Annotated in this window: 24 protein-coding genes; 9 read left to right on the top strand and 15 right to left on the bottom strand. The window is 40.8% G+C overall.

What is annotated here, in order from left to right; translation table 11 throughout:
* Positions 1-20 precede the first annotated feature (20 nt).
* On the top strand, positions 21-1,328 hold the full coding sequence (locus NSS60_RS08085; RefSeq protein ID WP_004890545.1) for an ATP-binding protein: 1,308 nt from the start codon (positions 21-23) through the stop codon (positions 1,326-1,328).
* Between the two features lie 72 nt (positions 1,329-1,400).
* Here the strand turns inward: NSS60_RS08085 and NSS60_RS08090 are convergent, their stop codons facing one another.
* On the bottom strand, positions 1,401-1,841 hold the full coding sequence (locus tag NSS60_RS08090; protein ID WP_004890548.1) for a flavodoxin: 441 nt from the start codon (positions 1,839-1,841) through the stop codon (positions 1,401-1,403).
* A 206-nt stretch (positions 1,842-2,047) separates the two neighbouring features.
* On the opposite strand from NSS60_RS08090, the gene NSS60_RS08095 reads away from it, so the two are divergent.
* Positions 2,048-3,229 (top strand): IS701 family transposase, encoded by a 1,182-nt coding sequence (locus NSS60_RS08095; RefSeq protein ID WP_192952838.1) that lies wholly within the window; start codon positions 2,048-2,050, stop codon positions 3,227-3,229.
* A gap of 205 nt (positions 3,230-3,434) precedes the next feature.
* On the opposite strand, the gene NSS60_RS08100 is transcribed toward NSS60_RS08095, so the two are convergent.
* The 6 genes from NSS60_RS08100 to NSS60_RS08125 form a co-directional block, all read right to left on the bottom strand.
* On the bottom strand, positions 3,435-4,784 hold the full coding sequence (locus NSS60_RS08100; protein WP_339172569.1) for an ISLre2 family transposase: 1,350 nt from the start codon (positions 4,782-4,784) through the stop codon (positions 3,435-3,437).
* Between the two features lie 210 nt (positions 4,785-4,994).
* Positions 4,995-6,851, bottom strand: a complete 1,857-nt coding sequence (locus NSS60_RS08105; RefSeq protein ID WP_004890550.1) for a PTS fructose transporter subunit IIABC — start codon at positions 6,849-6,851, stop codon at positions 4,995-4,997.
* Positions 6,848-7,771, bottom strand: coding sequence for a 1-phosphofructokinase (gene pfkB, locus NSS60_RS08110; protein WP_035018662.1), 924 nt, complete (start codon positions 7,769-7,771; stop codon positions 6,848-6,850). Before pfkB ends, NSS60_RS08105 begins: the two co-directional genes overlap by 4 nt.
* The gene (locus NSS60_RS08115; RefSeq protein ID WP_004890553.1) at positions 7,771-8,520 is read right to left on the bottom strand and encodes a DeoR/GlpR family DNA-binding transcription regulator; all 750 of its coding nucleotides are present in this window, start codon (positions 8,518-8,520) and stop codon (positions 7,771-7,773) included. Before NSS60_RS08115 ends, pfkB begins: the two co-directional genes overlap by 1 nt.
* A 152-nt stretch (positions 8,521-8,672) precedes the next feature.
* Entirely contained in the window at positions 8,673-10,502 is a 1,830-nt protein-coding gene (locus NSS60_RS08120) for a diguanylate cyclase (RefSeq protein WP_192948550.1), read from the bottom strand.
* Between the two features lie 186 nt (positions 10,503-10,688).
* Complete coding sequence (locus NSS60_RS08125; RefSeq protein ID WP_004890556.1) at positions 10,689-11,270, bottom strand: DUF5317 domain-containing protein; 582 nt, start codon at positions 11,268-11,270, stop codon at positions 10,689-10,691.
* Positions 11,271-11,457: 187 nt separating this feature from the next.
* Here NSS60_RS08125 and NSS60_RS08130 point away from each other — a divergent pair, with 187 nt between their 5' ends.
* Entirely contained in the window at positions 11,458-12,573 is a 1,116-nt protein-coding gene (locus NSS60_RS08130) for an IS4 family transposase (RefSeq protein ID WP_032101754.1), read from the top strand.
* A 291-nt stretch (positions 12,574-12,864) separates the two neighbouring features.
* On the opposite strand, the gene glpK is transcribed toward NSS60_RS08130, so the two are convergent.
* The 4 genes from glpK to NSS60_RS08150 form a co-directional block, all read right to left on the bottom strand.
* A complete protein-coding gene (gene glpK / locus NSS60_RS08135; protein ID WP_004890561.1) occupies positions 12,865-14,349 on the bottom strand; it encodes a glycerol kinase GlpK in 1,485 nt (494 codons plus the stop codon).
* Between the two features lie 131 nt (positions 14,350-14,480).
* Positions 14,481-15,035 carry a glycerol-3-phosphate responsive antiterminator gene (locus NSS60_RS08140; RefSeq protein ID WP_004890563.1) on the bottom strand — a complete coding sequence of 185 codons (555 nt, stop codon included), beginning with the start codon at positions 15,033-15,035 and terminating at the stop codon, positions 14,481-14,483.
* Positions 15,032-15,433: a secondary thiamine-phosphate synthase enzyme YjbQ gene (locus NSS60_RS08145; RefSeq protein ID WP_004890566.1), complete on the bottom strand. Its 402-nt coding sequence runs from the start codon at positions 15,431-15,433 to the stop codon at positions 15,032-15,034. Before NSS60_RS08145 ends, NSS60_RS08140 begins: the two co-directional genes overlap by 4 nt.
* Before the next feature lie 120 nt (positions 15,434-15,553).
* Complete coding sequence (locus NSS60_RS08150; RefSeq protein ID WP_004890569.1) at positions 15,554-15,802, bottom strand: hypothetical protein; 249 nt, start codon at positions 15,800-15,802, stop codon at positions 15,554-15,556.
* A gap of 433 nt (positions 15,803-16,235) precedes the next feature.
* On the opposite strand from NSS60_RS08150, the gene NSS60_RS08155 reads away from it, so the two are divergent.
* The 3 genes from NSS60_RS08155 (at position 16,236) to NSS60_RS08165 (ending at position 18,440) form a co-directional block, all read left to right on the top strand.
* Entirely contained in the window at positions 16,236-17,465 is a 1,230-nt protein-coding gene (locus tag NSS60_RS08155; RefSeq protein WP_064214420.1) for an IS110 family transposase, read from the top strand.
* 383 nt (positions 17,466-17,848) lie between these two features.
* Positions 17,849-18,049, top strand: a complete 201-nt coding sequence (cspD, locus tag NSS60_RS08160; protein ID WP_003398931.1) for a cold-shock protein CspD — start codon at positions 17,849-17,851, stop codon at positions 18,047-18,049.
* A 109-nt stretch (positions 18,050-18,158) separates the two neighbouring features.
* Positions 18,159-18,440: a DUF2564 family protein gene (locus NSS60_RS08165; RefSeq protein ID WP_004890571.1), complete on the top strand. Its 282-nt coding sequence runs from the start codon at positions 18,159-18,161 to the stop codon at positions 18,438-18,440.
* Between the two features lie 32 nt (positions 18,441-18,472).
* On the opposite strand, the gene NSS60_RS08170 is transcribed toward NSS60_RS08165, so the two are convergent.
* Together NSS60_RS08170 and NSS60_RS08175 are read right to left on the bottom strand one after the other, a co-directional pair.
* Positions 18,473-18,661: a zinc-finger domain-containing protein gene (locus NSS60_RS08170; protein ID WP_035018664.1), complete on the bottom strand. Its 189-nt coding sequence runs from the start codon at positions 18,659-18,661 to the stop codon at positions 18,473-18,475.
* Positions 18,661-19,320 carry a ribonuclease H family protein gene (locus NSS60_RS08175; RefSeq protein WP_035018665.1) on the bottom strand — a complete coding sequence of 220 codons (660 nt, stop codon included), beginning with the start codon at positions 19,318-19,320 and terminating at the stop codon, positions 18,661-18,663. The genes NSS60_RS08170 and NSS60_RS08175 overlap by 1 nt, the downstream gene beginning before the upstream one ends.
* A 109-nt stretch (positions 19,321-19,429) precedes the next feature.
* Between NSS60_RS08175 and NSS60_RS08180 the strand changes: the two genes are divergently transcribed.
* Together NSS60_RS08180 and NSS60_RS08185 are read left to right on the top strand one after the other, a co-directional pair.
* Entirely contained in the window at positions 19,430-20,113 is a 684-nt protein-coding gene (locus NSS60_RS08180; RefSeq protein ID WP_004890578.1) for a queuosine precursor transporter, read from the top strand.
* Positions 20,114-20,172: 59 nt separating this feature from the next.
* Positions 20,173-21,069 carry a DMT family transporter gene (locus tag NSS60_RS08185; RefSeq protein WP_004890580.1) on the top strand — a complete coding sequence of 299 codons (897 nt, stop codon included), beginning with the start codon at positions 20,173-20,175 and terminating at the stop codon, positions 21,067-21,069.
* Here the strand turns inward: NSS60_RS08185 and NSS60_RS08190 are convergent.
* Complete coding sequence (locus NSS60_RS08190; protein ID WP_340720775.1) at positions 21,064-21,534, bottom strand: divergent PAP2 family protein; 471 nt, start codon at positions 21,532-21,534, stop codon at positions 21,064-21,066. The two genes, NSS60_RS08185 and NSS60_RS08190, sit on opposite strands and share 6 nt — an antisense overlap.
* A 469-nt stretch (positions 21,535-22,003) precedes the next feature.
* On the opposite strand from NSS60_RS08190, the gene sspL reads away from it, so the two are divergent.
* Positions 22,004-22,135, top strand: coding sequence for a small, acid-soluble spore protein L (sspL, locus tag NSS60_RS08195; protein WP_035018667.1), 132 nt, complete (start codon positions 22,004-22,006; stop codon positions 22,133-22,135).
* A 24-nt stretch (positions 22,136-22,159) separates the two neighbouring features.
* Here sspL and acnA read toward each other — a convergent pair whose 3' ends face one another.
* A complete protein-coding gene (gene acnA / locus NSS60_RS08200; protein WP_004890589.1) occupies positions 22,160-24,868 on the bottom strand; it encodes an aconitate hydratase AcnA in 2,709 nt (902 codons plus the stop codon).
* Positions 24,869-25,027: the final 159 nt, after the last annotated feature.

Here is a 25,027-nt window from a genome sequence, read left to right on the forward strand (position 1 = left end):
GTCGAAAGGAGCGGGCTTATATGCCCCCACTAATTGAAGAAGTATTGCTTAACCTATTTTTTATTATATTGGCGTTGCTAATTGCTCCTATTTGGCTTGAAGAACGTCGCATATCCGATCGCTCAAAGGCCATTTTAAAAACGTTTTCAATCGGCATATGTATTGTCTTTTGTATGATGTTTCCTATTCAAACAACAAATGGGTTCGTTTTTGATTTACGGCAAGTGGCGATTTGGATTGGTGGCTTGTACGGTGGGGCGTTCTCTACCCTTTTTCTTGCAATGATCACTATAATTTATCGGATGATGATTGGCGGAACGGAAGGTATTATTGTCACAATAATCATTACGACCATTCAAATCATCGTCTGTTTATTTTTTTATAAAAAGTTTCAAACACATTTATCTTCCAAACAACGAATTACCACCATCACTGCTCTATCAGTTGGAACAGCTGTTTTAACGATCATATTATCTCATATATGGATGAATGATGAGCGACAGCTTATCCGTATGCTTTCGACATATTTTTCAGCTCAACCACTTACAGCATTTTTAGGTTCTTATATTACCGAGGCGATTCAAAAACATAGCGATCTTCGACGTCGCATCATTCGCGCTGAGAAAATAGAAGTTGTTGGACATTTAGCTGCTTCCATTTCACATGAAGTACGAAACCCGTTAACCGTATCTAGAGGATTTATGCAATTGTTGTTACAAAGTGAACGAGTAAACTATAAGGATAGACAGTATATTCAAATTGCCATTGAGGAAATTGATCGCGCGGAAGCAATCATTACAGATTATTTGACATTTGCTAAACCTGCGCCAGAACACGTCGAAAGGTTAAATGTCAAAACCGAAATTGAGCGAGTCATTGATATTTTACGTCCTCTTGCAAACATGAGTAGTATCGAAATTCAAGCTTTCCTTTTGCCATTTGCCGTAAAAGGAGAGCGTCAAAAATTTCAACAATGTTTACTGAACGTAATGAAAAATGCCATTGAAGCCATGCCAAACGGAGGAACGTTGCGCATTAACGTATCGATTGATAAAGATTATGTGTTGATTCATATTAGTGATACCGGAGTTGGAATGACAAAAGAACAAATTGAACGTCTAGGTGAACCTTACTTCACAACAAAAGGAACGAAAGGGACAGGCCTTGGAATGATGGTTGTTTACCGCATTGTTGAAACAATGAAAGGCGATTTGTTTATTCATAGTGAAGTCGGTCAAGGAACAGACGTATATATGTACTTTCCTTCATATTATAAATCAGATGTCGAAAAATCATCCAAACGCTCTGTTGAACAAGTTAGTTGTTAACTTGTTCTTTTTTTAATTTGATCATTTAGAACATAGTTTAATTAAATAAAAGGTCGTTTCGTACACGACCTTTTACAACTGTTTGGCAAAATTACGACCAAACGCAATACATAGTTGCTTTTCTTCTTTTGTCGGCGTCAATTCTACTTTCAGTCCCTCGAGGACGACTTCTGCGCCGCGCTCCTGTAATTTTTCAATTAAAATGTCGACAGCTGCACCATACTTCTCATAACTCGAATCGCACGAACCGAAAACAGCAGCTTTTTTACCTGTTAAATCAACGTCATCTAGTTCATCGTAAAAATCTAAAAAGTCATCAGGTAATTCTCCATCTCCCCATGTGTACGCCCCCAGCAAAATCCCGTCATATTGTTCAAGCTCTACCGCCACGGCATCTAACACTTCTTTTACATCCAACTCGATCCCTTGTTCACGAACTCCTTCGGCAATCGCTTCAGCCATCTCTTCTGTATTCCCTGTCATACTTGTAAATATCATTATTGCTTTTGGCATGCATAGTCCCCCCTACGTATATAAGTGATAATCACTTTCAATAATTATATTAAATGATAATGATTATCTTTGTCAATTTTTTAAAAACTGTAGATGAGCAAATTTACTAACATAAATTTACAACCAAACAAAAAAGAAGACATGAACCCGATTCCTTGGTTAGAATAGATGTGCCAACAAACCATTCACAAGGAGGTTCATGTCTCATGAATAGATTAGCACATCATCAAGGAATTCACAAGTTTTTCACGATGTTAGGGTTGGCCCTTTATTTCTCGAAACCTGTGATGAAGCATCTCGTTCATATCGTGGATGCGATGATTACAAAGGGCTTTTCGGGAACACTGACCGATCTACATCACGGGAGTTTTCATCCGAACCATCGCACGACACTGAGCCATTTTTTCACGAAAAGCCCATGGGAGGAAGAGACGCTGCTTCGCAAACTCCAGCAGTGGGTGCTTCATCGTGTCGAACGCAGCTCGAAACGAGAGAATCAACCCATTTTTGTTTCGATCGATGATACGATTTGCCAAAAAACGAAGCCCTCGTCACGGGCAACACACGCCATTCAAGGGTGTGATTGGCACTATTGTCACGCAGAGAAAAAATCGATTTGGGGACATTCTCTCGTTTGGCTCATGGTTCATACGATGACTCAAGCGTTTCCTTTTGCCTTTCGCCTCTACGACAAGACGGCGGGGAAAAGCAAAGGGGAACTCGCGATCGAGATGCTTTCTTCGTTGGATGTGAGTCGCCCCGTTTATGTGCTCATGGACTCTTGGTATCCATCGAAAACCCTCGTGGGAGCCTGCTTGAAAAAAGGGTTCCACGTCATCGCGATGCTGAAGACGAATCGGATTCTCTATCCAAAAGGGACGGCCATTCAAGCAAAGGAATTTGCCAAATCTATGGAGCCACGGGATACCCGCCTCGTCACGGTGGGAAAAGAGCGTTATCGGGTGTATCGCTACGAAGGCGCTCTGAACGGTCTCAAGGATGCCGTGGTGCTGCTCGCATGGAAAGCCGATCAGCCGATGACGCCGAAACATCTTCATTGCGTCTTGAGCACCGATCGCGAGCTAAGCGATGAAGAGATCTTGCGCTACTATGCTGCACGTTGGTCGATCGAATGTTTTTTCCGTCAAGCGAAAGACCAGCTGAAACTCGATGGATACCGCGTTCGCGGGCGTCGGGCGGTGAAACGGTATTGGATCTTGGTGCAACTTGCGTATGTGTACAGCATGTTCGAGTCTAACAGTGATTTTTCGGATGGGCTCGATCTCCTGCGCAAGAGAAAAGGACATAGCCTCGTGGAGTTCATTTATCGTGCAGCAAAACAAAATATTCCCATTGATACCGTGAAAAAACAGCTCCACGTGGCATAAGGGGTACCCTGTTTGTCTCTTTTTAAATGGTAATTATTGTAACGAAAATTGCTCAACTACAGTTAAAAAGAAAAGTTTGAGTCAAGACTTTGTGGGAGATTTTTTTCTCGACCGATTTTTTTGGTTATATATGGTTTTATAAAATCGTTATATGTAAGCGCTTTTACTTACTCTCATCCTGTAGGTATGTGCGTTTTCTCTCGTTTTAAAAACCTTTCAATGCTTGCAATGCCTCGTAAATCGGTGTCCCTGAAGATTGGCGAAGGTATGGGATGTTATCTCGTACCACTTCTGTCATTTGCGTTTGCACGCGCTTCAGTGCCTTTTTCACGATCGTTTCTCGTTTCGTTTCTTCTCGTTCTTCCACGCCATACATCACTCCATCGCGTGTCCGAATGAGTAACGTATCTTTTATCGCGACGATCGCTCGCAACATCGCTTCAATCCCTGCATCCCTCCAACTTCGACCGTTTTTACTTCGTTTCGCAAACACATGCATCGTTGCTTCCGCACTCCCCATCGCCCTCATGTTTGTCGTGTCAATCCCTTTTTCCTTCAACCATACGCGATAGTCACGCAAACATCCTGGCATCTCCTCGATTCGACGAACAAGCGCCTCGAGTTGCTTTTCCTTCTCCTCATGTTCTAACGTACCGATGGCACTTGTGAGTTCTCGTAACACACCTTCTTCATCCCATGATGCTAACTTCTTTCGAATCACCCGATATCTCGCATGACCTCGGAACAATTGACGAATCTCTCTTGCCACATGGAACCGATCAAGCTGAAAGTACCCCCTGTCCCCGAAATATTCTCGACACGCTGTAATCCATGGGGCTCCATCTCCATTGATGACCACCCAATCCTCAAACGGATCATAGCTGTATTCCTTCATCAGAAAATTCTCTACAGCTTCCCAAATCGGTTCATTCGTTTGATGAACCATATACCGTCGATTCACTAAGGATACGCGTTTCCCGTTTTTCTCCCATCCTTGGTGAATCGTGATGATCTTTTCTTCTTTTCCTTTGATGCGGCTTCGTTGACGTTTCACGTACAACCCGTCTGCTTCGATAAAAAACACGCGCCCTTTTTTCTCCATCGCACGGTGCCCTTCCACCTCTGCCTCGATGATGGACTGGCGAATCGTTTCGTGACTCATACATGCATACCCCACCAGCTTTTCAAGCGACTGCGCAGCCTGTCGATACGAAGAACCCGTCACGGCGAGATGAATCGCTGTCTCCTCTAATAGCGGACTCACTCCATGCGCCCCATCGAACTGAAGAAAGACATCGAGTAAAGACGTATACACCTTTTTTTCACGGTCAAAGTAGTAGTTTCGCTTCACTTCCACCTCTCCAAATAGCGTTTGGAGTCGGATCGTCCGCTTATCTTTGAGCGCATATCGTTTCTTGTCCCGCTGTTCTGCCAATGTGCGGTCGATCTCCTCCAACACCTGTTGAAGGAGATGACCATATTGTTTTTGCATATGTCTAAATAAAGACTGTTCGATCTCTTTTAATGTCAAGCCGTTTGTGATATAATCCTGCATGGGCTCCACTCCTTTCTTTGGTTGTATTTTTTTTTCACACTTACTACCTTACCAGGAGGAGAGCCCGTTTTTCATCTATTTTGCTTACATATCTGACAGGTTCCTTATTATACCAAATCAGGAACCTGTCTTTTTTTCTCCCACAAACATTTTACTCATACAAAAGAAAAAAACGCGCGATGTTGTCATCGCACGCTTACTTTTTATCTATTATTCTTTTACTTCTTTTTTCCACAAACCAACCATGAATGCAGTCACAAGTGAACCAATTAAAATGGCAAGCACATATAACAACGGGTTTCCTTTTACGATCGGGATTACAAAAATTCCACCATGTGGAGCTGGGAGACCGATGCCAAACATCATCGTCAACGCTCCGGCAACCGCTGAACCAACAATAATTGATGGAATGACACGTCCTGGATCAGCCGCTGCAAACGGAATGGCTCCTTCTGTGATAAATGAAGCCCCCATAATATAGCATGTTTTTCCTGCTTCCCGCTCTGCTTTTGTAAATTTCTTTTTAAATAATGTTGTCGCAATCGCTAATCCTAAAGGTGGAACCATTCCACCTGCCATAATAGCTGCATGCGGTGCATAGTTCCCTGCATCAATCATCGCAATTCCAAACGTAAACGCCGCTTTATTGATTGGTCCACCCATATCGACTGCCATCATTCCTCCAAGGACAAGGCCAAGTAAAACAAGGTTACCTGTGCCCATATTTTCAAGCCATGTCTTCATTCTTTCATTTAATGCTTTTACCGGATCAATAACGACGTACATCATAATAAGTCCTGTAAGTAGTATACCGAATAACGGATAAAGAAGAACAGGTTTAATTCCTTCGAGTGATTGTGGCAAACGGCTAAACCATTTTTTCAATCCAACAACGAGATAACCGGCTAAAAATCCCGCAATTAGTCCACCTAAAAAACCAGCGCCACCATTCGCTGCCATAAATCCTCCGACCATCCCCGGTGCAAATCCTGGGCGATCCGCAATGCTCATTGCAATGAAGCCAGCCAATACAGGAATCATGAGTGCGAATGCACTACCACCACCGATGTCCATTAATGCTTTTGCAATCGGATGGAATGACGGATCATTTGGATCAAACGCTTTAATACCAAAAATAAATGAGATCGCAATTAAAATTCCGCCACCAACAACGAACGGAAGCATATTCGATACGCCATTCATTAAGTGTTTATAAAAACCTGTTCGTTCTTTTGACGCATACGAACGGTTTCCACCACTTGCACGATAAATTGAGGCATCTTGTTTTAATGCTCGTTCAATGAGTTGCTCTGGTTTACGGATCGCATCAGCAACCGGTACTTGAATAACATGTTTACCGTCAAAGCGATCCATTTCTACTTGTTTATCTACTGCAACGATAATGGCAACAGCATCTTCAATTTCTTGTTGTGTTAACTCATTTTTCACCCCGCTTGAACCATTCGTTTCTACCTTTATGTCCACTCCCATTTCTTTTGCTTTCGCCTTCAGAGCATCAGCAGCCATATACGTATGCGCAATCCCTGTCGGACAAGCTGTAACAGCCAATATTCTCTTTTTCCCAAACTGTTGTTTTTCTTCTGTCATCGTTTCCCCCTCCTTTTCTTGTATCGCTTGAATAATGTCGCGCTTTGTTGAAGCGCTTTCAATTTTCAAACGGAATGATGCGTCCATTAACAACGTCGATAATCGGGAGAGCGCTTCCAAATGTGTGTCATTTGCTCCTTCAGGCGCTGCGATCATAAAAAACAAATGGCTTCGTTTTCCGTCTAACGCATCGTAGTCAATTCCTTCTTTTGAGCGTCCAAAAACAACCGCCGGGGTACGAACTGCTTTCGTTTTCGCATGTGGAATAGCAATTCCTTCACCAATTCCTGTCGTACTTTGCGCCTCTCGTGCAAAAATCGCTTCTAGAAACATTTCGCGATCATACAATTTCCCAGTCTTCTCTAGCACATCTGCTAATTCCTCGATGACTTCTGTTTTTGTTTTTGACTTCAAATCAAGGACAATTGTATCTTCTGTCAATATATCCGTAATCCTCATACAGCATCCTCCATTCTTGTAATAGTCACTTCACTTAACAAACGATGAACCCCGTCCTCCGTACATAAATCTTCAGAAAAAGCTGTTGCACTACCGGCCGCAACGCTATATCGAAATGCTTCTTCAAGTGGTGCTTCGTTCACGTACGCAGCTAAAAATCCTGCTACCATCGAATCACCTGCCCCAACTGAATTTTTTACCATTCCTTTTGGGGCTTGAGCGATTAATATGACGTCTTTATGGAACAAAATTGCCCCATCTCCAGCAAGGGAAACAATGACATGTTGCACACCATTGTCAATTAGTTTTTTTCCGTATTCTATAATTTGATGGCGACTATGAATACTCACTCCGAACAATTCCCCAAGCTCCATTTGATTCGGTTTAAGTAAAAATGGTTCGTATGCGATTGCTTGTTTCAATGCACTACCACTCGTATCAACAACAACTGCAACTTTTCGTTTTTTCGCTTCTTCCATCATCATGACGTAAAATGTATCATCTATCGACGGCGGAAGGCTTCCTGCTAAAACAAGTATATCTCCTTTTTTTATCTGCTTAATTTTATCGATCAGCGCTTCTTTATGTTTATCGCTAATGACAGGCCCTTCGCCATTTATTTCTGTTTCTCTTTCTCCTTTTAACTTAATGTTTAATCGCGTTTGTCCAGGTACAGTAATAAAATCCGTTAAAATATGTTCTCGTTTCAATTCATCAGCAATGAACTGTCCGGTAAATCCACCAATAAACCCGAGGGCAATATTATGAATGTGTAGTCGTTTTAGCACGCGTGATACATTAATTCCTTTCCCCCCAGGAAAATAGGATGTTTTTGTCGCACGATTTAATTTTCCAAGTTCGATCTGTTGCGCTTCAACAACATAGTCGACGGAAGGGTTTAACGTACATGTATAAATCATCATTTCACAACCTCTACTGTCGTTTTTGTTTCGTACATCGCTAGCAATTCTTCATCCGTTTCATTTGTAATCATTGTTGCTTCTCGTAATTCTGCAATTTTCGCAAATGTGCTTTCGTTAAGTTTTGAATGATCCGCTAATACGAAAGCTTGTCGGGATAAATGAATCGCTGTTTGTTTCATATATGCTTCCTCAGGATCTGGAGTTGTATACCCAAAGTCAATATGAACACCATTTACTCCAATAAAACATTTATCAAAGCTATATTGTTGCAACGAATGGATCGCTCCTCGACCAATTAACGCATTCGTTTTTTTCTTAATGAACCCCCCAACGAGATATGTTGGAATGTCTTTTTCTAATAGTGCCTCAATATGCATAATACCGTTAGTGACTACGACGATATTTTCTGCTTCGATATAAGGAATCATCTGTAACGTTGTCGTTCCCGCATCTAAATAAATACAATCTCCATCTTGAATAAGACTAGCCGCATATTTGCCGATGAGCTGTTTTTCATGAATGTTTTTCGTCGATTTTTCAAAAACGCTCAACTCTTCTCTTTTTTGTTGTAATAGCGCTGCTCCGCCGTGGACACGCTTCAATTTTTTTTCTTTTTCCAGCTGGCTTAAATCACGACGAATCGTCGATTCTGAGCATTGCGTTGCTTCGACCAATTCATGTAACTTTACAACTTCTTTTTCTTGTAACAACTGCAAAATAATACGATGCCGTTCTGGTGTTAACAACTTTACACCTCCTTTTTAAACCGCTTACATTTTTATCATACTGAAATATATACAAAAAATCAACCAAATTCATTCAATTTTAATCAAAAATAATCATTTTATTTCATATATCATTCACAAACGATCAATTTTCAGAAAAAATAAAAACTGCCTCACGGTGAGACAGTTTTGTTTTCATTTCCGACTTTCTCAGGATAATATTCTCCAATCATTTGGATAAATGGCTCGACATATTGAGGATCGAATTGCGTCCCAGAACAGCGGCGCAATTCAACAATTGCTTCGGAGAATGTTTTTGTTCGTTGATACGGGCGGTCTGTTGTCATCGCATCAAATGAATCAATAATACACAAAATACGTGCTAATTTCGGGATCTCTTCGCCTTTCAGTCCATAAGGATATCCTCGTCCATCATAACGTTCATGATGAAGTTCAACAAGAGGAATCACTTCTTCAAACCGACCATCCGAAAGGACAATTTCTTTCCCCCATATAACGTGTTTTTTCATTATTTCCCATTCATCTGGATCAAGCTTGCTTGTTTTGTTAATAATATCTCGTGAAACTTCGATTTTTCCAATATCATGAACAAGCGCCCCTAAAACGAGTGTACGTTTTTCCTCTTCCGTAAGAGTTAAACGATCGCTAAATTCCATTGCATATTTAAATACACGTTTACTATGACGGTATGTATATACATCTTTATAAAGCAACAATTTTAACTGCTCTTCAATCGCATCTAAATCTTCTTTAAATTTCAATGCATCACGCGATATTCTTTTCGCATCGTACAATTGTACATTATTTTTCCCTTGTGCTTTTGAATAATAAAGCGCTTGATCAGCCTTATGTAATAGTTCACTTTCTTCATACATGTCAGACTCATACTCCGCAACTCCACATGAAAACGAAATGCAACGATACGGAAGGCGGTCAACTCCGTCAAATGGTGTATCGTTTAATTTTTTTCGTAATTGATCCATAAAAGCTGCTGCTTCATGTTTTGTTATTCTGGGTAAAGCAATCGCGAACTCCTCTCCACCATAACGGGCAACAATATATCCTAAATCTTTTGTTTCGTTTCTCAAAAATTCCCCAACAAACTTTAATAATCGATCACCTTGCACATGACCATGATAATCATTATATTTTTTAAAATCATCTAAATCTAAAAAAGCGATCGAAAACTGGGCACCTGTTTTTTTCGTCTCCCGAAATAATTCCTTTAAGTAATCTTTAAAATATCCGTGGTTATATAAGCCGGTGAGGTAATCTTTATTTGCCTGATTGGCCATTTCTTGATACCACTCAAGCACTTTTCCGAATGTAATAGACAGCAAAACAACTAAAACCGTAAACAAAAACAATCCAAAAAACCCTTCGTTATCGATTAAGATAATAAGCACTAAAGAGAGCAGGAGTGTGACGAAATAAATAAAAAAAACTTCTTTTAAGAGTCCAAAATTGAATATACCTGTAAACTTCGATTGTATGGAGCGATAAAAACCAATTAAAATTACTACATTTATCACAAAATATACAATTAAACTTAAGAAATAAGGATAGAGATTATATACAATCTCCCCCCCCACCTTTCCATTTAGAAAACTAAATGAAAAGCTAGTGAAAAATATCATGGTTAAATACATAAAGAAATTCAAAAGATGAGCCCATATCGGAACAGTACGATTATACATAATTTGAATCAAGTAAAATAACAACAATACCCAAGAGGCTACGAACAATCCAAAGTGGAGAACTGTCGCTAAGAAAACAGCAGAGTCCATAGAAAATGAACTTTTATTTTGAACGATTTGAATTTCAAAACGACTCAAAATAAACGCGGAGATAGATAAAAAATAAATCCATACCCACTCTTCAAGATGCGGAAAACGAAAGGAAAAATTAAATACGAAGACACTTAGTGCACAGGTAACTACCCCCAGAACACAAATATACACTCTCGACCAAACTGTTGTCATACACTAATCACTCATCCTAAAGCTGTATTTTTATAATCATAATTATATAAACATATACATTAAAAGGGAGTTATCCTCCCTCTTTTTTCTACCCAATCACTTTAATGGCAGATGTCAACGCAACAACAACAGAACCGATAACGAGGAGATTAATAAGTACGTTTTTCACGCGTGCGTTCATGTGTTTCACCTCCCTTCATGTATTGGTTGGGAAGCATTTGTTTGTTTCTCTTTCATCATTAAATACTGAATAAACAAAAAGACACCGATATTCATGACAACGTCGCCAATGCTAATCACTTTCGCTCGCGGATAAGGTGGCGCTAACGGAATGATGTCGCCTAAGAACGGAAATATCGTATCAGCTGTAATAGCTGTATGCTTTCCGTAAAGTCCCGTTTTTAAAAGTTCAACGTATTCTTGTCCTAAAACGGCTTGGGTAGCTTCAAGTGATACAGGCATTCTACCACCGTTTAATGCAATAACAATAAAGTTTAAAAGCACGCCTGCGAAGATCGTTTTCATTCCCGGATAATGGCGATTAAGCCAAATAAATGTTAGTCCAACGATGTAAACGATAATAAATGTGACGTTGCTTATATTCGCTAGAAAAGCAATTCGGTCTTGCAATAGGAAGAAAATCCATTGCACAAGCAACAGCACAGGGAAGATCCAACCGCCTTTTAACTTTAATGTCGCGATCCCTTTAAAATTGCCTCCGCGAAATAAACCGATTAAAATGCTCAAAATAATCCCATCATATACCATATAGTCCTCACATTTCTTTAAAAACAAAATTTTTTTTCTTTTTTATTCACTAGCATTGCAGTAATTAAATCTGATGATTCAAAATACTAAGAATGTTCAATTTTTTATTGATTTCGAAACAAAAAAATCCTTTACAATGGAAGTACAGGTGGTTCCTGTCCAAATCCAATCGTAAAGGATAACTGTTATGGACAAGAATACACTAATTTCATCATTTGGTAAATGGGTTTCACCCATAAATATTCAAAAACTTAGCGAACAAGTCAAAGAATTGAAACAGGACTATTACACAAAAAAGCTGACAACAGAAGCCTATATTAAATTTTTATTGGTAGCCCAACTGCTCGAATTTAAGAGCTTAGAGGAAATGAGTGATGCACTTGTAGACGAAGATCTTCAAAAAGCACTCGGATTTGAATCGATAAGTGCCTCTCAGCTATCCCGAAAAAACAATCAGATCAACCCACTAATTCTTGCAAATTTGTTCTTGGATCTTGTTTGGAAAATTCAACGGTACCATTATAAAAACGGAAAGAATATGCCACTGAAAATCATTGATTCGAGTACACTCCCGTTGAATTTGACCAATTATAAATGGGCAAAATTCCGTAAAACAAAAGCTGGTGTAAAGCTACACTTACGGCTCGTTTTCATGGATAAAGACACCGTCTATCCTGAAAAAGCAGTGATTACGACAGCAAAAGAACATGACCGAAATCAACTCGAAGTCCTAGTGGATGATAAAGAAGCCATGTATGTGTTTGACCGCGGTTATGTGGACTATGAACGTTTTGACCGGATGACAGATGATGGCTATTTCTTCGTTTCAAGACTGAAGAAAAACGCAGTCATTCGTGAAGTCTATACATTTTCACTTCCTGATGATTGTCACGTTCTATCCGATAAAATGGTCTATATTGGTACCACACAAAATCGTACTGAAAATGTCTATCGTCTACTAGAAGTTATGGACACAAAAGGGAACTTACTTCGTTTAATTACCAACCGATTTGATTTAAAAGCAGAAGAGATAAGTGGTATTTACCGATCTCGCTGGGCTATTGAACTCTTTTTCAAATGGCTTAAGCAACACGTAGAAATTAAGCACTTTTATGGAATGAGTGAAACAGCTATTCAAAATCAAATTTTCTTAGCCCTTATCACGTATTGCTTACATGTTCTCATTCAATTGGAGATGAAAAGTAAGAAATCCCTACTTCGAATTACTCGTTGGTTAAAGAGAGCTCTGTGGAAACCAGCTTATGTTTGGTTGCGAAAATTTGATGGGCGAGCCAGTCCATAATCTCCCTTTTGTCGTTGTCGCTCTGATTTAACTGTATATATTTACCAAATGGACAGTGCCGCCTTTCTTTAGGTTTTGTCTTTTTGGCACAAATTCACAAAAAATAATTAACAGAAAATTCTAACTATATTTATGCAATGCTAATGTTTTTTATTGATTATATTATCACATTTTTTCGGATGTGAAAACGGTTATATTAACAAAATATTTTGTTTTTCTTATTGATTATTTAGAACATAGTTTTATTTATAAAAATAAACCGACTGCCCAAAAGACAGTCGGTTTGACTCTTTATTTAAACATTTGGGCAGCACGAACTGCTTTTTTCCATCCATCATAAAGTTGTTGTTGAACATCAACATTCATTTTTGGTTCAAAAGCACGATCTATATTCCATTGTTTCGCAATCTCTTCTCTACTTTGCCAATAGCCAACCGCGAGCCCTGCTAAGTAAGCAGCACCGAGAGCAGTCGTTTCGTTCACAACTGGTCTTTCAACGGGTACGCCGAGGATGTCACTTTGAAATTGCATTAGAAAATTGTTTTTTACCGCTCCACCATCAACACGTAACGTTTTTAACGTAATCCCCGCATCCGCTTCCATTGCAGTTAGCACATCTTTCGTTTGATATGCAAGTGACTCAAGCGTTGCGCGAATAAAGTGCTCTTTTGTCGTTCCGCGTGTCAAGCCAAATACCGCTCCTCGTACATCGCTATCCCAATATGGCGTTCCGAGTCCTACAAACGCAGGCACAACATATACCCCATCTGTTGATTGTACTTTTGTCGCATATGCTTCGCTATCTTTTGCTTCCTTAATCATTCGTAATCCGTCACGCAACCATTGAATGGCAGATCCAGCAACGAAAATGCTTCCTTCTAGCGCATATTCAACTTTTCCATCAATTCCCCATGCAATCGTTGTTAACAAACCATGATTCGATTGCACAGCTTTTTCCCCTGTATTCATCAGCATAAAACAACCTGTTCCATACGTGTTTTTCGCCATACCTTCTTCAAAGCATGCCTGCCCAAACAAAGCTGCCTGTTGATCTCCTGCAATACCAGCGATCGGCACTTCTTGCCCGAAGAAATGGTACGGTGCTGTATGTGCGTAAATTTCTGAAGATGGTCGAACATCTGGCAACATCGCTTTTGGCACATGCAAAATGTTAAGGAGTTCATCATCCCATCTTTGTTCATAAATATTGAACATTAACGTTCTTGAAGCGTTAGAGTAGTCTGTCACATGCACTTTTCCACCAGATAGCTTCCAAGTAAGCCATGTATCAATCGTTCCAAATAATAACTCCCCTCGTTCCGCTTTTTCTCGTGCTCCTTCCACATGATCTAAAATCCATTTCACTTTCGTTCCTGAAAAGTAAGCATCAATAAGCAAACCTGTTTTTTCACGAAACACATCATCATATCCAGCTTGCTTTAACTGCTCACAAATTTGTGCTGTCTGGCGCGATTGCCACACGATGGCATTATATATTGGCTGGCCTGTTTGCTTATCCCACACGACTGTCGTTTCACGCTGGTTTGTTATACCGATTGCGGCGATTTGCTTTGGTTCGACAGCTGCCTCTGACAATACCGTTGCAATGACAGCTAAAATAGAACCCCAAATTTCATTTGGGTTATGCTCCACCCATCCTGGCTGTGGAAAATATTGTGTAAACTCTTTTTGTGCAATATGAACAATTTCCCCTTTTTGATTAAATAAAATAGCACGTGAACTCGTTGTTCCTTGATCAAGAGCTAAAATGTACATACACCTATCCCCCTTACAAAAAAAGACCCACACCGCAATCAATAAAAATGCGTGTGAGTCTCCGTTTCTCTGCCACTAACATGATGAACTTACTATAAGACTAATCGATTTCGAAAACGCTGTCAATATATTTATTTTGGCTCGAAATATCGCCAAAGTTCGACATTTGATGTCGTTACCGCAACAGCCCCTGCAGCAATCGCCGCTTCCACTTCGGTTTCGTTTTCTATTAATCCTCCAGCAATAATTTCTTTCCCAGTTCGTTCATGAAGTTGAGAGATAACTTTCGGAACAACACCAGGTAATACCTCAATATAATCAGGATTTGTTTTTTCGACAAGTTGAACACTTCGTTCAAAGGCGTTCGAATCAATAATAAATGTTCGTTGAATCGCAACAACACCTTTTTGTTTTGCTTTCGTGATCACACTGCTTTTGGTTGAAATCAATCCGTACGGTTTAACGAGTTGACATAAAAATTCTGTCGCATACTCATCACTTTTTAGCCCTTGTATTAAATCAACGTGAAGAAACATTTTTTTCCCATGTTCATTTGCATATGTATACACACTTTTCAACATACCGATATGAATGTCTAAAAACACACCATATTCATAATTCATTTTTAATAGCCTGTCAAAATCTTTCATCGAACGTACTGCCGGCAAAATACGTTGTTCGTTCATCCTTCAATCACCTTCACATAAAATGTTCTCGTTCTCGGTCCATCGAACTCGCAAAAATAAATGCCTTGCCATGTTCCGAGAAGCAACTGACCTTTTGTGACAATGACATGCGCAGATGATCCAACCGTGCTTGCTTTCATATGAGCAGCTGTGTTTCCTTCACTATGCCGATCGAGAGAATGATACCATGGATACAATTCATCAAAACGGCGAATCATGTCCCGTTTAACATCTGGATCAGCATTTTCATTAATTGTGATTCCTGCTGTCGTGTGTGGACAATAAACAACAACAACTCCTTCTTGTACACCACTCTCTGTAATAAAGGATTGAACAAGTGAAGTAATGTCTACAAATTCATCTCGCTTCGTCGTCTGAATCGTCCATTGTTTGATCATCATACGTTCCCACCTTTATCCTCATATATTTATGATCATACATATTTTCACAATTGTTTTCTATAAAAAATTCATCTATTGACGACTATAACATAAATAAAGCCCAGACTTTACTGGACTTTATTCATACACATGATGAGAAGGGATAATATAATCGACCGAAATCACAGGCAAATCGTGCTGTTCAACTGAGGCTACAATTAACCCCTGCTTGCTTACAATGCCGAATTGTTCTTTTTGTTGATTAAATGCTGCTTCACCAAATGCTAAAATTGTTTGATATAACTTTTCTTGATCGACTTTTTGCTTCCGTACATGATTGCTTAACTTAATGATCACTTCTTTTCCACGAATTTGACCACGATACATACCGCTCACTCCCTCGTATAGTATGTTTAGAAAGATTTTTAAATCGAATTTCCAGTTGGATATGCTCCTTGACAATCGCATATGTGTAAGTGATTTGCCCACGGGGGAGGGGCGCGCCCCTCCCCCGTGGATGGCACTACATCGGGGTTGGACTTTTCGCGATGTTCTTGGATAATGGTCTTAGGATCATCGGGGACACTCTTCTCTCTCCTGTAGCTTTGACTACTTAGAAAGTCTGTCTCCCCGGCTCCTGTTCGGACTTCTAACCCGCAGGCTGTTCCCGTTGGTTTCCCATGCTGGAAGGAGCAGCTTCCAGGCAGCCCATGGCCCAACGTGAGTTCTCATATGCGAGGGTGACTGGTCAACAGGCGCGGTCCGGGGGCATCCCGAAGAGTCCCAACCCCACGATCCTACTACGATTGGAGGTGATCTCATGAAACTCTACGTCGGGATTGACGTGAGCTCAACGGACTTATACACGTGTATCATGGATCAAGAAGGAAACACGTGCGCCCAATTCAAGGTGGACAATCATCTCCTTGGCGCGACCTTCCTTCGCGATCAAATCCTCCTGTGGGCCAACAAGCTCCAACCATCCGAAATTCTCATCGGGATGGAAGCCACTTCGGTCTACAGCTGGCATCCAGCGATGTTTTTCCACCAACAGGAGGAGCTGAAGTCTTGGAATGTCAAGGTGTTTACCATCAATCCAAAGCTCATTCGCAAATTTAAAGAAGCGTACACTGACTTGGATAAAACGGACGGCATCGATGCGTGGATCATCGCCGATCGGCTTCGCTTTGGCCGTTTGAAAGTGACAGCTGTCATGCAAGAACAGTTTATCGCCCTTCAACGGCTCACGCGCATGCGCTATCATCTCGTCCATCAGCTGACTCGGGAAAAGCAGTACTTCCTCCAACACTTGTTTTACAAGTGCAGTTCCTTTACCCAAGAGGTGGACAGCTCCGTGTTCGGACATGCCATCTTAGAGCTTCTTCTCGAGTCGTTTAGCTTAGACGAAATCAGTCAGATGGACGTGCAACAGCTCGCTGACTTCTTGCGCCAAAAAGGACGCAATCGCTTTGCCGATCCGGAATGCATCGCCAAGTCCATTCAAAAGGCGGCTCGTTCGTCGTATCGGCTTTCCAAATGTGTCGAGGATTCCATCGACTTGCTTTTAGGGCTATCGATTCAATCCATCCGTAGCCTTCAAGCGCAAATTAAAGAGCTAGATAAAGCGATTACTCGCCATTTGGAAGGCATCCCAAATACGTTACAAACGATTCCCGGCATTGGTCCGGTCTACGCCGCTGGCATCTTAGCCGAAATTGGACAAATCGAGCGCTTTGACAACCAAGCCGCCTTAGCAAAGTATGCAGGTTTGACTTGGTCTAAGCACCAGTCCGGTCGGTTCCAAGCCGAGGAGACTTCCCTCATTCGTTCCGGCAATCGCTATCTCCGTTACTACCTAGTGGAGGCTGCCAACTCGGTACAACGGCATGATGCGTCGTTTCGCACCTATTACCGGAAGAAGTATGAGGAAGTACCAAAGCACCAACACAAACGAGCCCTCGTCCTCACCGCTCGAAAACTCGTGCGTGTGATCGATGCGCTGCTACGCAACGGTCAAATCTACACGCCAAGAAAGGGGGAAGATCGATAGGGGTATCGATCTAACTGATTTTGCATTAAAACCCAGTTAATGACATAAGACAAGACTGGGCTTCTTAAGTATTGCCTTTTTTCGGGTCATCGGACAATCGAATTTCCAATTTCGATGATTTTTCACCTTGACATATTACCGCAGGACTTTCTATACTGCTTACTGTTAATGTTATGCACTTATTACAAAAATCCTCCTCTAAAAAAATTTTTTGAAAAAATCGCCTTTTTGTCTTGACTCTTCCTCATCATTCGTGTATAGTCTAATTATCATCTAACTGAATATATGTCCTGCACCGACTTGGTTGCTGTGAGTATATTCCGTTATATGAAAAATTTTTTCATTAGCCTGTTGGCTAAAAGGTATTAGGAGGATTCAGTATTATGCAAAACGGTAAAGTAAAATGGTTTAACAACGAAAAAGGTTACGGATTCATCGAAGTTGAAGGTGGAGACGATGTATTCGTACACTTCACAGCAATCCAAGGTGAAGGCTACAAAACGTTAGAAGAAGGTCAAGCTGTTTCTTTTGAAATCGTTCAAGGAAACCGTGGCCCTCAAGCTGCAAACGTAGTGAAATTATAATCGTCTGAGATGATTCATATATAGCTCGACGAAAAGACCAGCAATATGCTGGTCTTTTTTGTTACATACTCTCCTCTTTTCACACAAATACTACAAGTGAGGAGGGATCATGATGACACAAAACCCAAAAAAGCCACACCTTCAGGCAGATAGCGTATTTACGAAAATTGAAGATGCACATTTAGCGGTTGAATCGGCAAAAAAGATGGTTGCAGCGGCAACGATGAGTTTAGACAGTCACACTTTCGATCACGCAAAACAAGCGATCGAAAATGCAAAAGAAGCGATCGCACGCGCTAAAACAAACATCGAGGATCCACTGCTATTACAATGTGAAAAGGAATTAGCAGACGCATATCATCAATTATCAGAAACGATCCACCACACGTAATGATGAGGTGTCCCGTATCTCGGGGCACCTTGTTACGTTTTTTGTTTCACAAGCAACTGACCGTATTGCTTCATTTTTTCTCCTATTGTACATGTTTGGATGCAAAACGATTGTGCATATAATTTCCCGTATTCTTTACGGAGTGCACGTTTTACAAAACACTCCTCACAATACGTGTCAAATAATTCATTTATTCGAAGTAACACATCTTTTCGATTCATCATTCACGCTCCAATTGTATTGTACTTACAATTATCTTCCCACGAAGAGCTTGTGTTGCTAACTGATCTGCTTCACTATTTTCTTTTCTATTAATGGGTTCATAAATTGGAGAAATACGAAGCTTTTTCATTTTTTGCTCAATTCGCTCCACCCATCTCCCCTCGTCTGAAAATACAGGCCAATCATTAGACAATTGATGCAATACAACATGCGCATCCCCACGGAATACAACAGGCAAATGATGAACACCGAGATGCTCGATTTGTTCGAGTAAAAAATAAAAGGCTGCATACTCTGCTTCATTATTTGACTGCAATTCGTCTAACTGCGCATTTGCTCGCCTACGAAATTGTGCACCGTTTTGTTTATAATAAATCACGATTCCAATTCCTGCTTTTTTTGATTGACGATCATAACCGCCATCAAAATAAGCAATCACGTCGTGCGGCTCCGTTTCAATTTCTTTCATAAGCTTCATTAACTCCTTTTTCGTCCAAGCCACACCACTTGCATCATAAAATAAAAGTTGTTTCACTCTCCCTGTTCTTTCTATATCCTCTGCAAAAAATAGAGCCTCTGTCACTTCCATCTCTGTTGATGTCCACACCATTTCCTTTTTCTTCGGTGTTACATATGTCCATTCCATAAAAACCTTCATATGTCACTCACCTTTTCTTTTTATTTTATTATAACAGTTTAGACAAAAAATGATGTCAGTTGTATAATATCGCTTGTGTCTTTATATTTTCATACGAGGAGGGATCACGATGTTTAACGAAATACTCGGTCTTTTTTCTGCCATCTTCACATTTTCACTTGTATTGCTCATTTATCGTTTCTTCGGTCGCTCAGGTTTATTCGTATGGATCGGCTTTTCTACTGTCGTTGCTAATTTACAAGTCGTCAAAACCGTTGAATTGCTTAGTATGACAGCTACACTCGGAAACGTCATGTACGGAACCGCCTTTTTAGTGACTGACATTTTAAGTGAAAAATACGGAAAAAAAGAAGCACAAAAAGCGGTATGGCTCGGCTTTTTTACACTTATTTCACTCACAATCGTCATGCAAATCGCTTTATTATTTAAGCCGCATGCGAGCGATTTTGCTCAACCAGCGTTAGAAACGATTTTTGGTTTATTGCCACGTATTGCGTTTGGTAGCTTACTTGCTTTTGTAATTAGTCAATCGCTTGATGTTCACTTATTTCATTGGTTTAAAAAGAAATTTCCGCGCGATTCGCAACTTTGGATTCGCAATAATGGAAGCACAATGATTAGCCAATTGATCGATACATTCGTTTTCACATCCATTGCATTTCTCGGTGTATTTCCGTTGCATGATTGGATACAAATTTTTATGACAACGTATGTACTAAAATGGATTGTTGCAATGTTGGATACACCTTTTGTATATTTTGCAAAAAAAATATCTCCAAAATATACAGAATAATGGTAAAATGTTGTATGAGACTTTTGTCTTATACAACATTTTTTGTAAAGGAGAGTCAAATGAAATACAAAGCTGATATTAGTTTATTATTTGTTGCATTTGTTTGGGGGGCTACGTTTGTCATCGTTCAAAACGCCATTGCTTTTTTACCTCCGTTAATGTTTAATGGCGTACGTTTTGCGATCGCTAGCGTACTGCTATGGGCTTGGGTGCTTATCTTCGAACGTAAACCTCTCGATCGACAACTTATATGTGCTGGATTGCTTCTTGGTATATGGCTATGTCTTGGATATACCTTTCAAACGATTGGCTTATTGTATACGACTTCATCAAAAGCGGGATTCATTACCGGGTTAAATGTTGTTATCGTTCCTTTCCTTTCATTTATCATTTTAAAGCGAAGACCTTCGTTTAACGCCGTTGTCGGAAGCATACTCGCTACATGCGGACTATATCTTTTAACCGCAAGCGGAGATATGTCGATCAATAAAGGAGATGTGTTCGTCTTTTTGTGCGCTATCGCTTTCTCGCTACATATCGTAACGACAAGCATATATGCAACAAAATTTTCACCTATCCTACTAACAACGATTCAAGTTCAAACAGTATCCATCATTTGTTTTATATGTTCATATTTGTTTGAAGACTGGTCTCTTATTCCACTATCCACTTTTTTTGAATTTGATGTGTGGCTGGCTCTACTCATCACCGCACTATTCGCAACAACGATTGCTTTCTTTATTCAAACGCATTTTCAACGATATACATCACCGACACGTGTTGCCTTAATTTTCGCTTTAGAACCTGTTTTTGCGGCTCTAACTGCATATATATGGAATGATGAGTATCTTCAACAAGCGGCCTTATTTGGAGCTGGACTTATTTTATTAGGGATGATTTTGTCAGAACTCCCTCAACATATATGGCAAAGAAAAAAGAGCGCTCACCTCTCATAGCAAGCGCTTCCACCTACTTATTACATAAGATAATCCTCCTGTAACGATACCAAGAAACGCCCCTCCAATCACTTCAATTGGTTGATGACCAAGCCGTTCGCGCAACAACTCCTCTTTTCGGTCCAACTTTCCGTCGTCTTGAGCACCTTTTAACCGTTCGATTTCCTCAGTTAATTCGTTCACACGAATAGCTAACTCTCCTGCTTGATGACGCACTCCTTGGGCGTCATACATAACAATTAAACCAAAAATGGCTGCAAGGGCAAAATCTATACTATGCACTCCTCTTTTTAAAGCAACATATGTGGCAAGGGAGGTAACACCTGCAGAATGTGAACTTGGCATGCCTCCCGTTTCAAAAAAAAGCGACCAATCCCACTTTTTCGTTTTTCTTTTCGTCAATGGAATTTTTAAAAATTGGGCTAAAGCAATTGTACACAATGCTGTTTGAATGGCTCGATTCATCCTATTTCGCGCAGGAGACTCCCACTTCAACGACCAAAGGGAGTAAGTGGGAGAGGAATGCGCGTTCCCCCTTTCTTTTGTGTATGATATAATAAAGGCGTGGAGAAAACCGTTCAATAAAGGCACTCCAATAACTGCTACTCGATGTATGGAGTTGGTTACAGGAAACGTTGTAACCGTAAAACATCGAGCGTAGGTCCGTCTGTTGTGTGTGGAAGCCAAGTACTGCCAACAGACACACCGAGAGAATCGGTAACGATGCAGGCATGACCTGCGTCGTTGGGTAGTCGTCAACCTGCCCCTGATGCAACCCCAAGTCAAGGAAGGAGGACGAAATCCGTTTGCACTTCTGGGGAGTTGCAAGCCCTCACTTCAAGCGTTAGCTAAGTGGGGGTAGTTGACGTCACTGCCTCCTCTTATATATATTTTTTGAAAAAGACGGATACAATATGCGCAGGAGGTGGACATGATGAGTAAAAATAACGGAAGAAATCGTGGGCAAAACGCTCCAAGCGTCAATCCACAAGGATATGATGCCACATTTACCCCTGATCCAAAAAGTGCATTAGAAAACGCAGCGAAAAAGACAAACACAAAATAAAGAAGAGAGCAGATCGCTCTCTTCTTATCGTTTTAACTTCTCGCGCAATACCATCGGCAAAATTCCACCATGACGGTAGTAGTCGATTTCTACTTCGCTATCGAAACGAACAAGCACTTCAAATTCTTTTTTGTTTCCTTGCTCGTCTGTCGCTGTTACTTTGACGTAGTCGCGCGGTTTGACGTTTTCATCAATATGCACTTCAAATACTTCTTTACCTGTCAATCCAAGCGTCTCAGCATTTTCCCCTTCTTTGAATTGGAGTGGTAACACACCCATAAGTACAAGGTTTGAACGATGGATACGTTCAAAGCTTTCCGCAATAACCGTTTTGATACCGAGCAAGTATGTTCCTTTTGCCGCCCAGTCGCGTGAGCTTCCCATTCCGTAATCTTTTCCAGCAATAACAACAAGCCCTGTACCATCTTGTTTATATTTCATGCAAGCATCGTAAATCGACATGACTTCGCCTGTTGGCCAATATGTTGTATAGCCACCCTCTGTACCTGGCGCGATTTGGTTGCGAATACGGATGTTTGCAAACGTACCGCGCATCATTACTTCGTGGTTACCACGTCGAGAACCGTACGAGTTAAAGTCTTTCGGATCAACACCTTTAGAAATTAAATATTGTCCTGCTGGCGTGTTTACCCCGATCGATCCAGCTGGCGAAATATGGTCTGTTGTAACAGAGTCGCCAAACTTTCCAACCACTCTCAAACCAACAAGTGGTTTTACTTCTTCCACTTCTGGCGATAATCCTTCAAAGAATGGCGGATTTTGAATATATGTTGAGTTTTCATCCCATTGATAAAGCGGCTCGTCCGTCGTTTCAATCGCGTTCCATCGCGCGTTATCGTCGAATACTCGCTCGTATTCTTTACGGAACAATTCTGGTGTCACCGTCTTTTTCACAACTTCTTTCACTTCTTCTGTAGATGGCCAAATGTCGTTAAAGTACACATCATTGCCGTTTTGATCTTTACCGATCGGATCATTTAACAAATCGATGTCGACTGTTCCGGCAAGAGCGTATGCCACGACAAGCGGCGGTGATGCTAAATAGTTGCCTTTGACGAGCGGATGAATACGCCCTTCAAAGTTTCGGTTACCAGACAATACGCTCGTGACAAGCAAATCGTTTTCGGCAATCGCTTTTTCAAGCTCCGGAGCAAGCGGACCAGAGTTACCGATACATGTCGTACAACCGTAACCGACAATATTAAAGCCAATTTGCTCTAAGTAAGGGAGAAGACCTGAATCTTTTAAATATCCTGTGACGACTTTCGAACCAGGTGCAAGTGATGTTTTTACGTATTTTGGTACTTTCAATCCTTTTTCCACCGCTTTTTTCGCCACTAAGCCTGCACCGATTAACACGTATGGGTTAGACGTGTTTGTACAGCTTGTAATCGCTGCAATCGCAATCGCACCTGTTTTCATTTTTACTTCTTCGCCGTTTAACGTGACTGTGATTTCTTTATCAAAATCTGCTTCAGTCAAGCCAAAGCCTTGATTTCCTTGCGGGGAAACTACGGCTTGACGGAACGATTCTTTCATTTTTGAAAGCGGAATTAAATCTTGTGGACGCTTTGGTCCAGAAAGATTTGGTTCAATTTCTGATAAGTCAATTTCAACGACATCTGTAAATACAGGTTCTTGTGCATCTGGAGTATAGAACAAACCGTTTGCTTTACAATATGCTTCAACGACTTGAACATGTTGCTCGTCACGACCTGTTAAACGCAAGTAATCAAGCGCCTCTGCGTCAACAGGGAAGAAGCCACACGTTGCACCATACTCAGGCGCCATGTTGGCCACAGTTGCACGGTCGGCTAATGGCAGCGTCGCAACACCTGGGCCGAAAAACTCAACAAATTTACCGACAACACCTTTTTTCCGAAGCACTTGTGTAACTTTTAACGCAAGGTCTGTTGCCGTTGTACCGTTTGGTAATTTTCCTGTTAAACGCACACCGATTACTTCTGGTACTGGGAAGTAGGACGGTTGTCCAAGCATGCCTGCTTCCGCCTCGATACCACCAACACCCCAACCGAGTACGCCAATACCGTTAATCATTGTTGTGTGGGAGTCTGTGCCAACAAGCGTATCTGGGAACGCCTCATACTCACCATTTTCCCCTTCAACAACATGCACCACATTCGCTAAATACTCTAAGTTGACTTGATGCACAATACCTGTTGCTGGAGGAACAACACGATAATTGCTAAACGCTTTTTGTGCCCACTTTAAAAACTTATAGCGCTCTGCATTGCGTTCAAATTCTAAATTCATGTTATACTCGAGCGCATCTTCTGTCCCTGCTTTATCCACTTGGACAGAGTGGTCAATCACAAGATCAACAGGAATTTCGGGGTTGATTTCATACGGATCTCCGCCGATGTCGGCCATTGCTTTTCGCATAGAAGCTAAGTCAACAACAGCAGGGACACCTGTAAAGTCTTGCAAGATGACGCGAGATGGTTTAAACGGAACGTCTACATCTTTTAGTTCGCTCGTTCCCCATTTCGCTAAATTTTCAACATGCTCTTTCGTAATGACACGTCCATCAACTTGACGAAGTACTGATTCAAGAAGCACTTTAATAGAATACGGAAGACGCGATACATTTCCGATTCCTGCTTCTTCAAGCGCTTGTAAACGATAATAATGATATTTTTTCCCGTTCACCTCAAACGTATCACGCGCTTGAAATACATCATTTTTCACCATTATGTATTACCCCCTTCTAACAAATCATCTTCTCCCACACCCACAAAATTCCTACGCTTTTATCTTAATACAATGCTCTCCATAAGTAAATAATAATTGTTTATAAGTTTCAGATAAATGCATATTTTTTTGCTCTATTTCCAACAATAGTTGTAGGAG

This window comes from Anoxybacillus sp. FSL W8-0382 (assembly GCF_038003845.1).
Lineage (GTDB): Bacteria > Bacillota > Bacilli > Bacillales > Anoxybacillaceae > Anoxybacillus > Anoxybacillus flavithermus_G.

Coding starts and splice junctions, on each gene's coding strand:
- NSS60_RS08145 (WP_004890566.1), bottom strand. CDS start 15,433: ATGATCAAACAATGGACGATTCAGACGACGAAGCGAGATGAATTTGTA.
- NSS60_RS08165 (WP_004890571.1), top strand. CDS start 18,159: ATGATGACACAAAACCCAAAAAAGCCACACCTTCAGGCAGATAGCGTA.
- NSS60_RS08105 (WP_004890550.1), bottom strand. CDS start 6,851: ATGAGGATTACGGATATATTGACAGAAGATACAATTGTCCTTGATTTG.
- NSS60_RS08175 (WP_035018665.1), bottom strand. CDS start 19,320: ATGAAGGTTTTTATGGAATGGACATATGTAACACCGAAGAAAAAGGAA.
- NSS60_RS08130 (WP_032101754.1), top strand. CDS start 11,458: ATGGACAAGAATACACTAATTTCATCATTTGGTAAATGGGTTTCACCC.
- NSS60_RS08185 (WP_004890580.1), top strand. CDS start 20,173: ATGAAATACAAAGCTGATATTAGTTTATTATTTGTTGCATTTGTTTGG.
- NSS60_RS08090 (WP_004890548.1), bottom strand. CDS start 1,841: ATGCCAAAAGCAATAATGATATTTACAAGTATGACAGGGAATACAGAA.
- NSS60_RS08125 (WP_004890556.1), bottom strand. CDS start 11,270: ATGGTATATGATGGGATTATTTTGAGCATTTTAATCGGTTTATTTCGC.
- NSS60_RS08170 (WP_035018664.1), bottom strand. CDS start 18,661: ATGAATCGAAAAGATGTGTTACTTCGAATAAATGAATTATTTGACACG.
- NSS60_RS08140 (WP_004890563.1), bottom strand. CDS start 15,035: ATGAACGAACAACGTATTTTGCCGGCAGTACGTTCGATGAAAGATTTT.
- NSS60_RS08180 (WP_004890578.1), top strand. CDS start 19,430: ATGTTTAACGAAATACTCGGTCTTTTTTCTGCCATCTTCACATTTTCA.
- NSS60_RS08155 (WP_064214420.1), top strand. CDS start 16,236: ATGAAACTCTACGTCGGGATTGACGTGAGCTCAACGGACTTATACACG.
- acnA (WP_004890589.1), bottom strand. CDS start 24,868: ATGGTGAAAAATGATGTATTTCAAGCGCGTGATACGTTTGAGGTGAAC.
- cspD (WP_003398931.1), top strand. CDS start 17,849: ATGCAAAACGGTAAAGTAAAATGGTTTAACAACGAAAAAGGTTACGGA.
- NSS60_RS08100 (WP_339172569.1), bottom strand. CDS start 4,784: ATGCAGGATTATATCACAAACGGCTTGACATTAAAAGAGATCGAACAG.
- pfkB (WP_035018662.1), bottom strand. CDS start 7,771: ATGATTTATACATGTACGTTAAACCCTTCCGTCGACTATGTTGTTGAA.
- sspL (WP_035018667.1), top strand. CDS start 22,004: ATGAGTAAAAATAACGGAAGAAATCGTGGGCAAAACGCTCCAAGCGTC.
- glpK (WP_004890561.1), bottom strand. CDS start 14,349: ATGTACATTTTAGCTCTTGATCAAGGAACAACGAGTTCACGTGCTATT.
- NSS60_RS08095 (WP_192952838.1), top strand. CDS start 2,048: ATGAATAGATTAGCACATCATCAAGGAATTCACAAGTTTTTCACGATG.
- NSS60_RS08085 (WP_004890545.1), top strand. CDS start 21: ATGCCCCCACTAATTGAAGAAGTATTGCTTAACCTATTTTTTATTATA.
- NSS60_RS08120 (WP_192948550.1), bottom strand. CDS start 10,502: ATGACAACAGTTTGGTCGAGAGTGTATATTTGTGTTCTGGGGGTAGTT.
- NSS60_RS08150 (WP_004890569.1), bottom strand. CDS start 15,802: ATGTATCGTGGTCAAATTCGTGGAAAAGAAGTGATCATTAAGTTAAGC.
- NSS60_RS08190 (WP_340720775.1), bottom strand. CDS start 21,534: ATGAATCGAGCCATTCAAACAGCATTGTGTACAATTGCTTTAGCCCAA.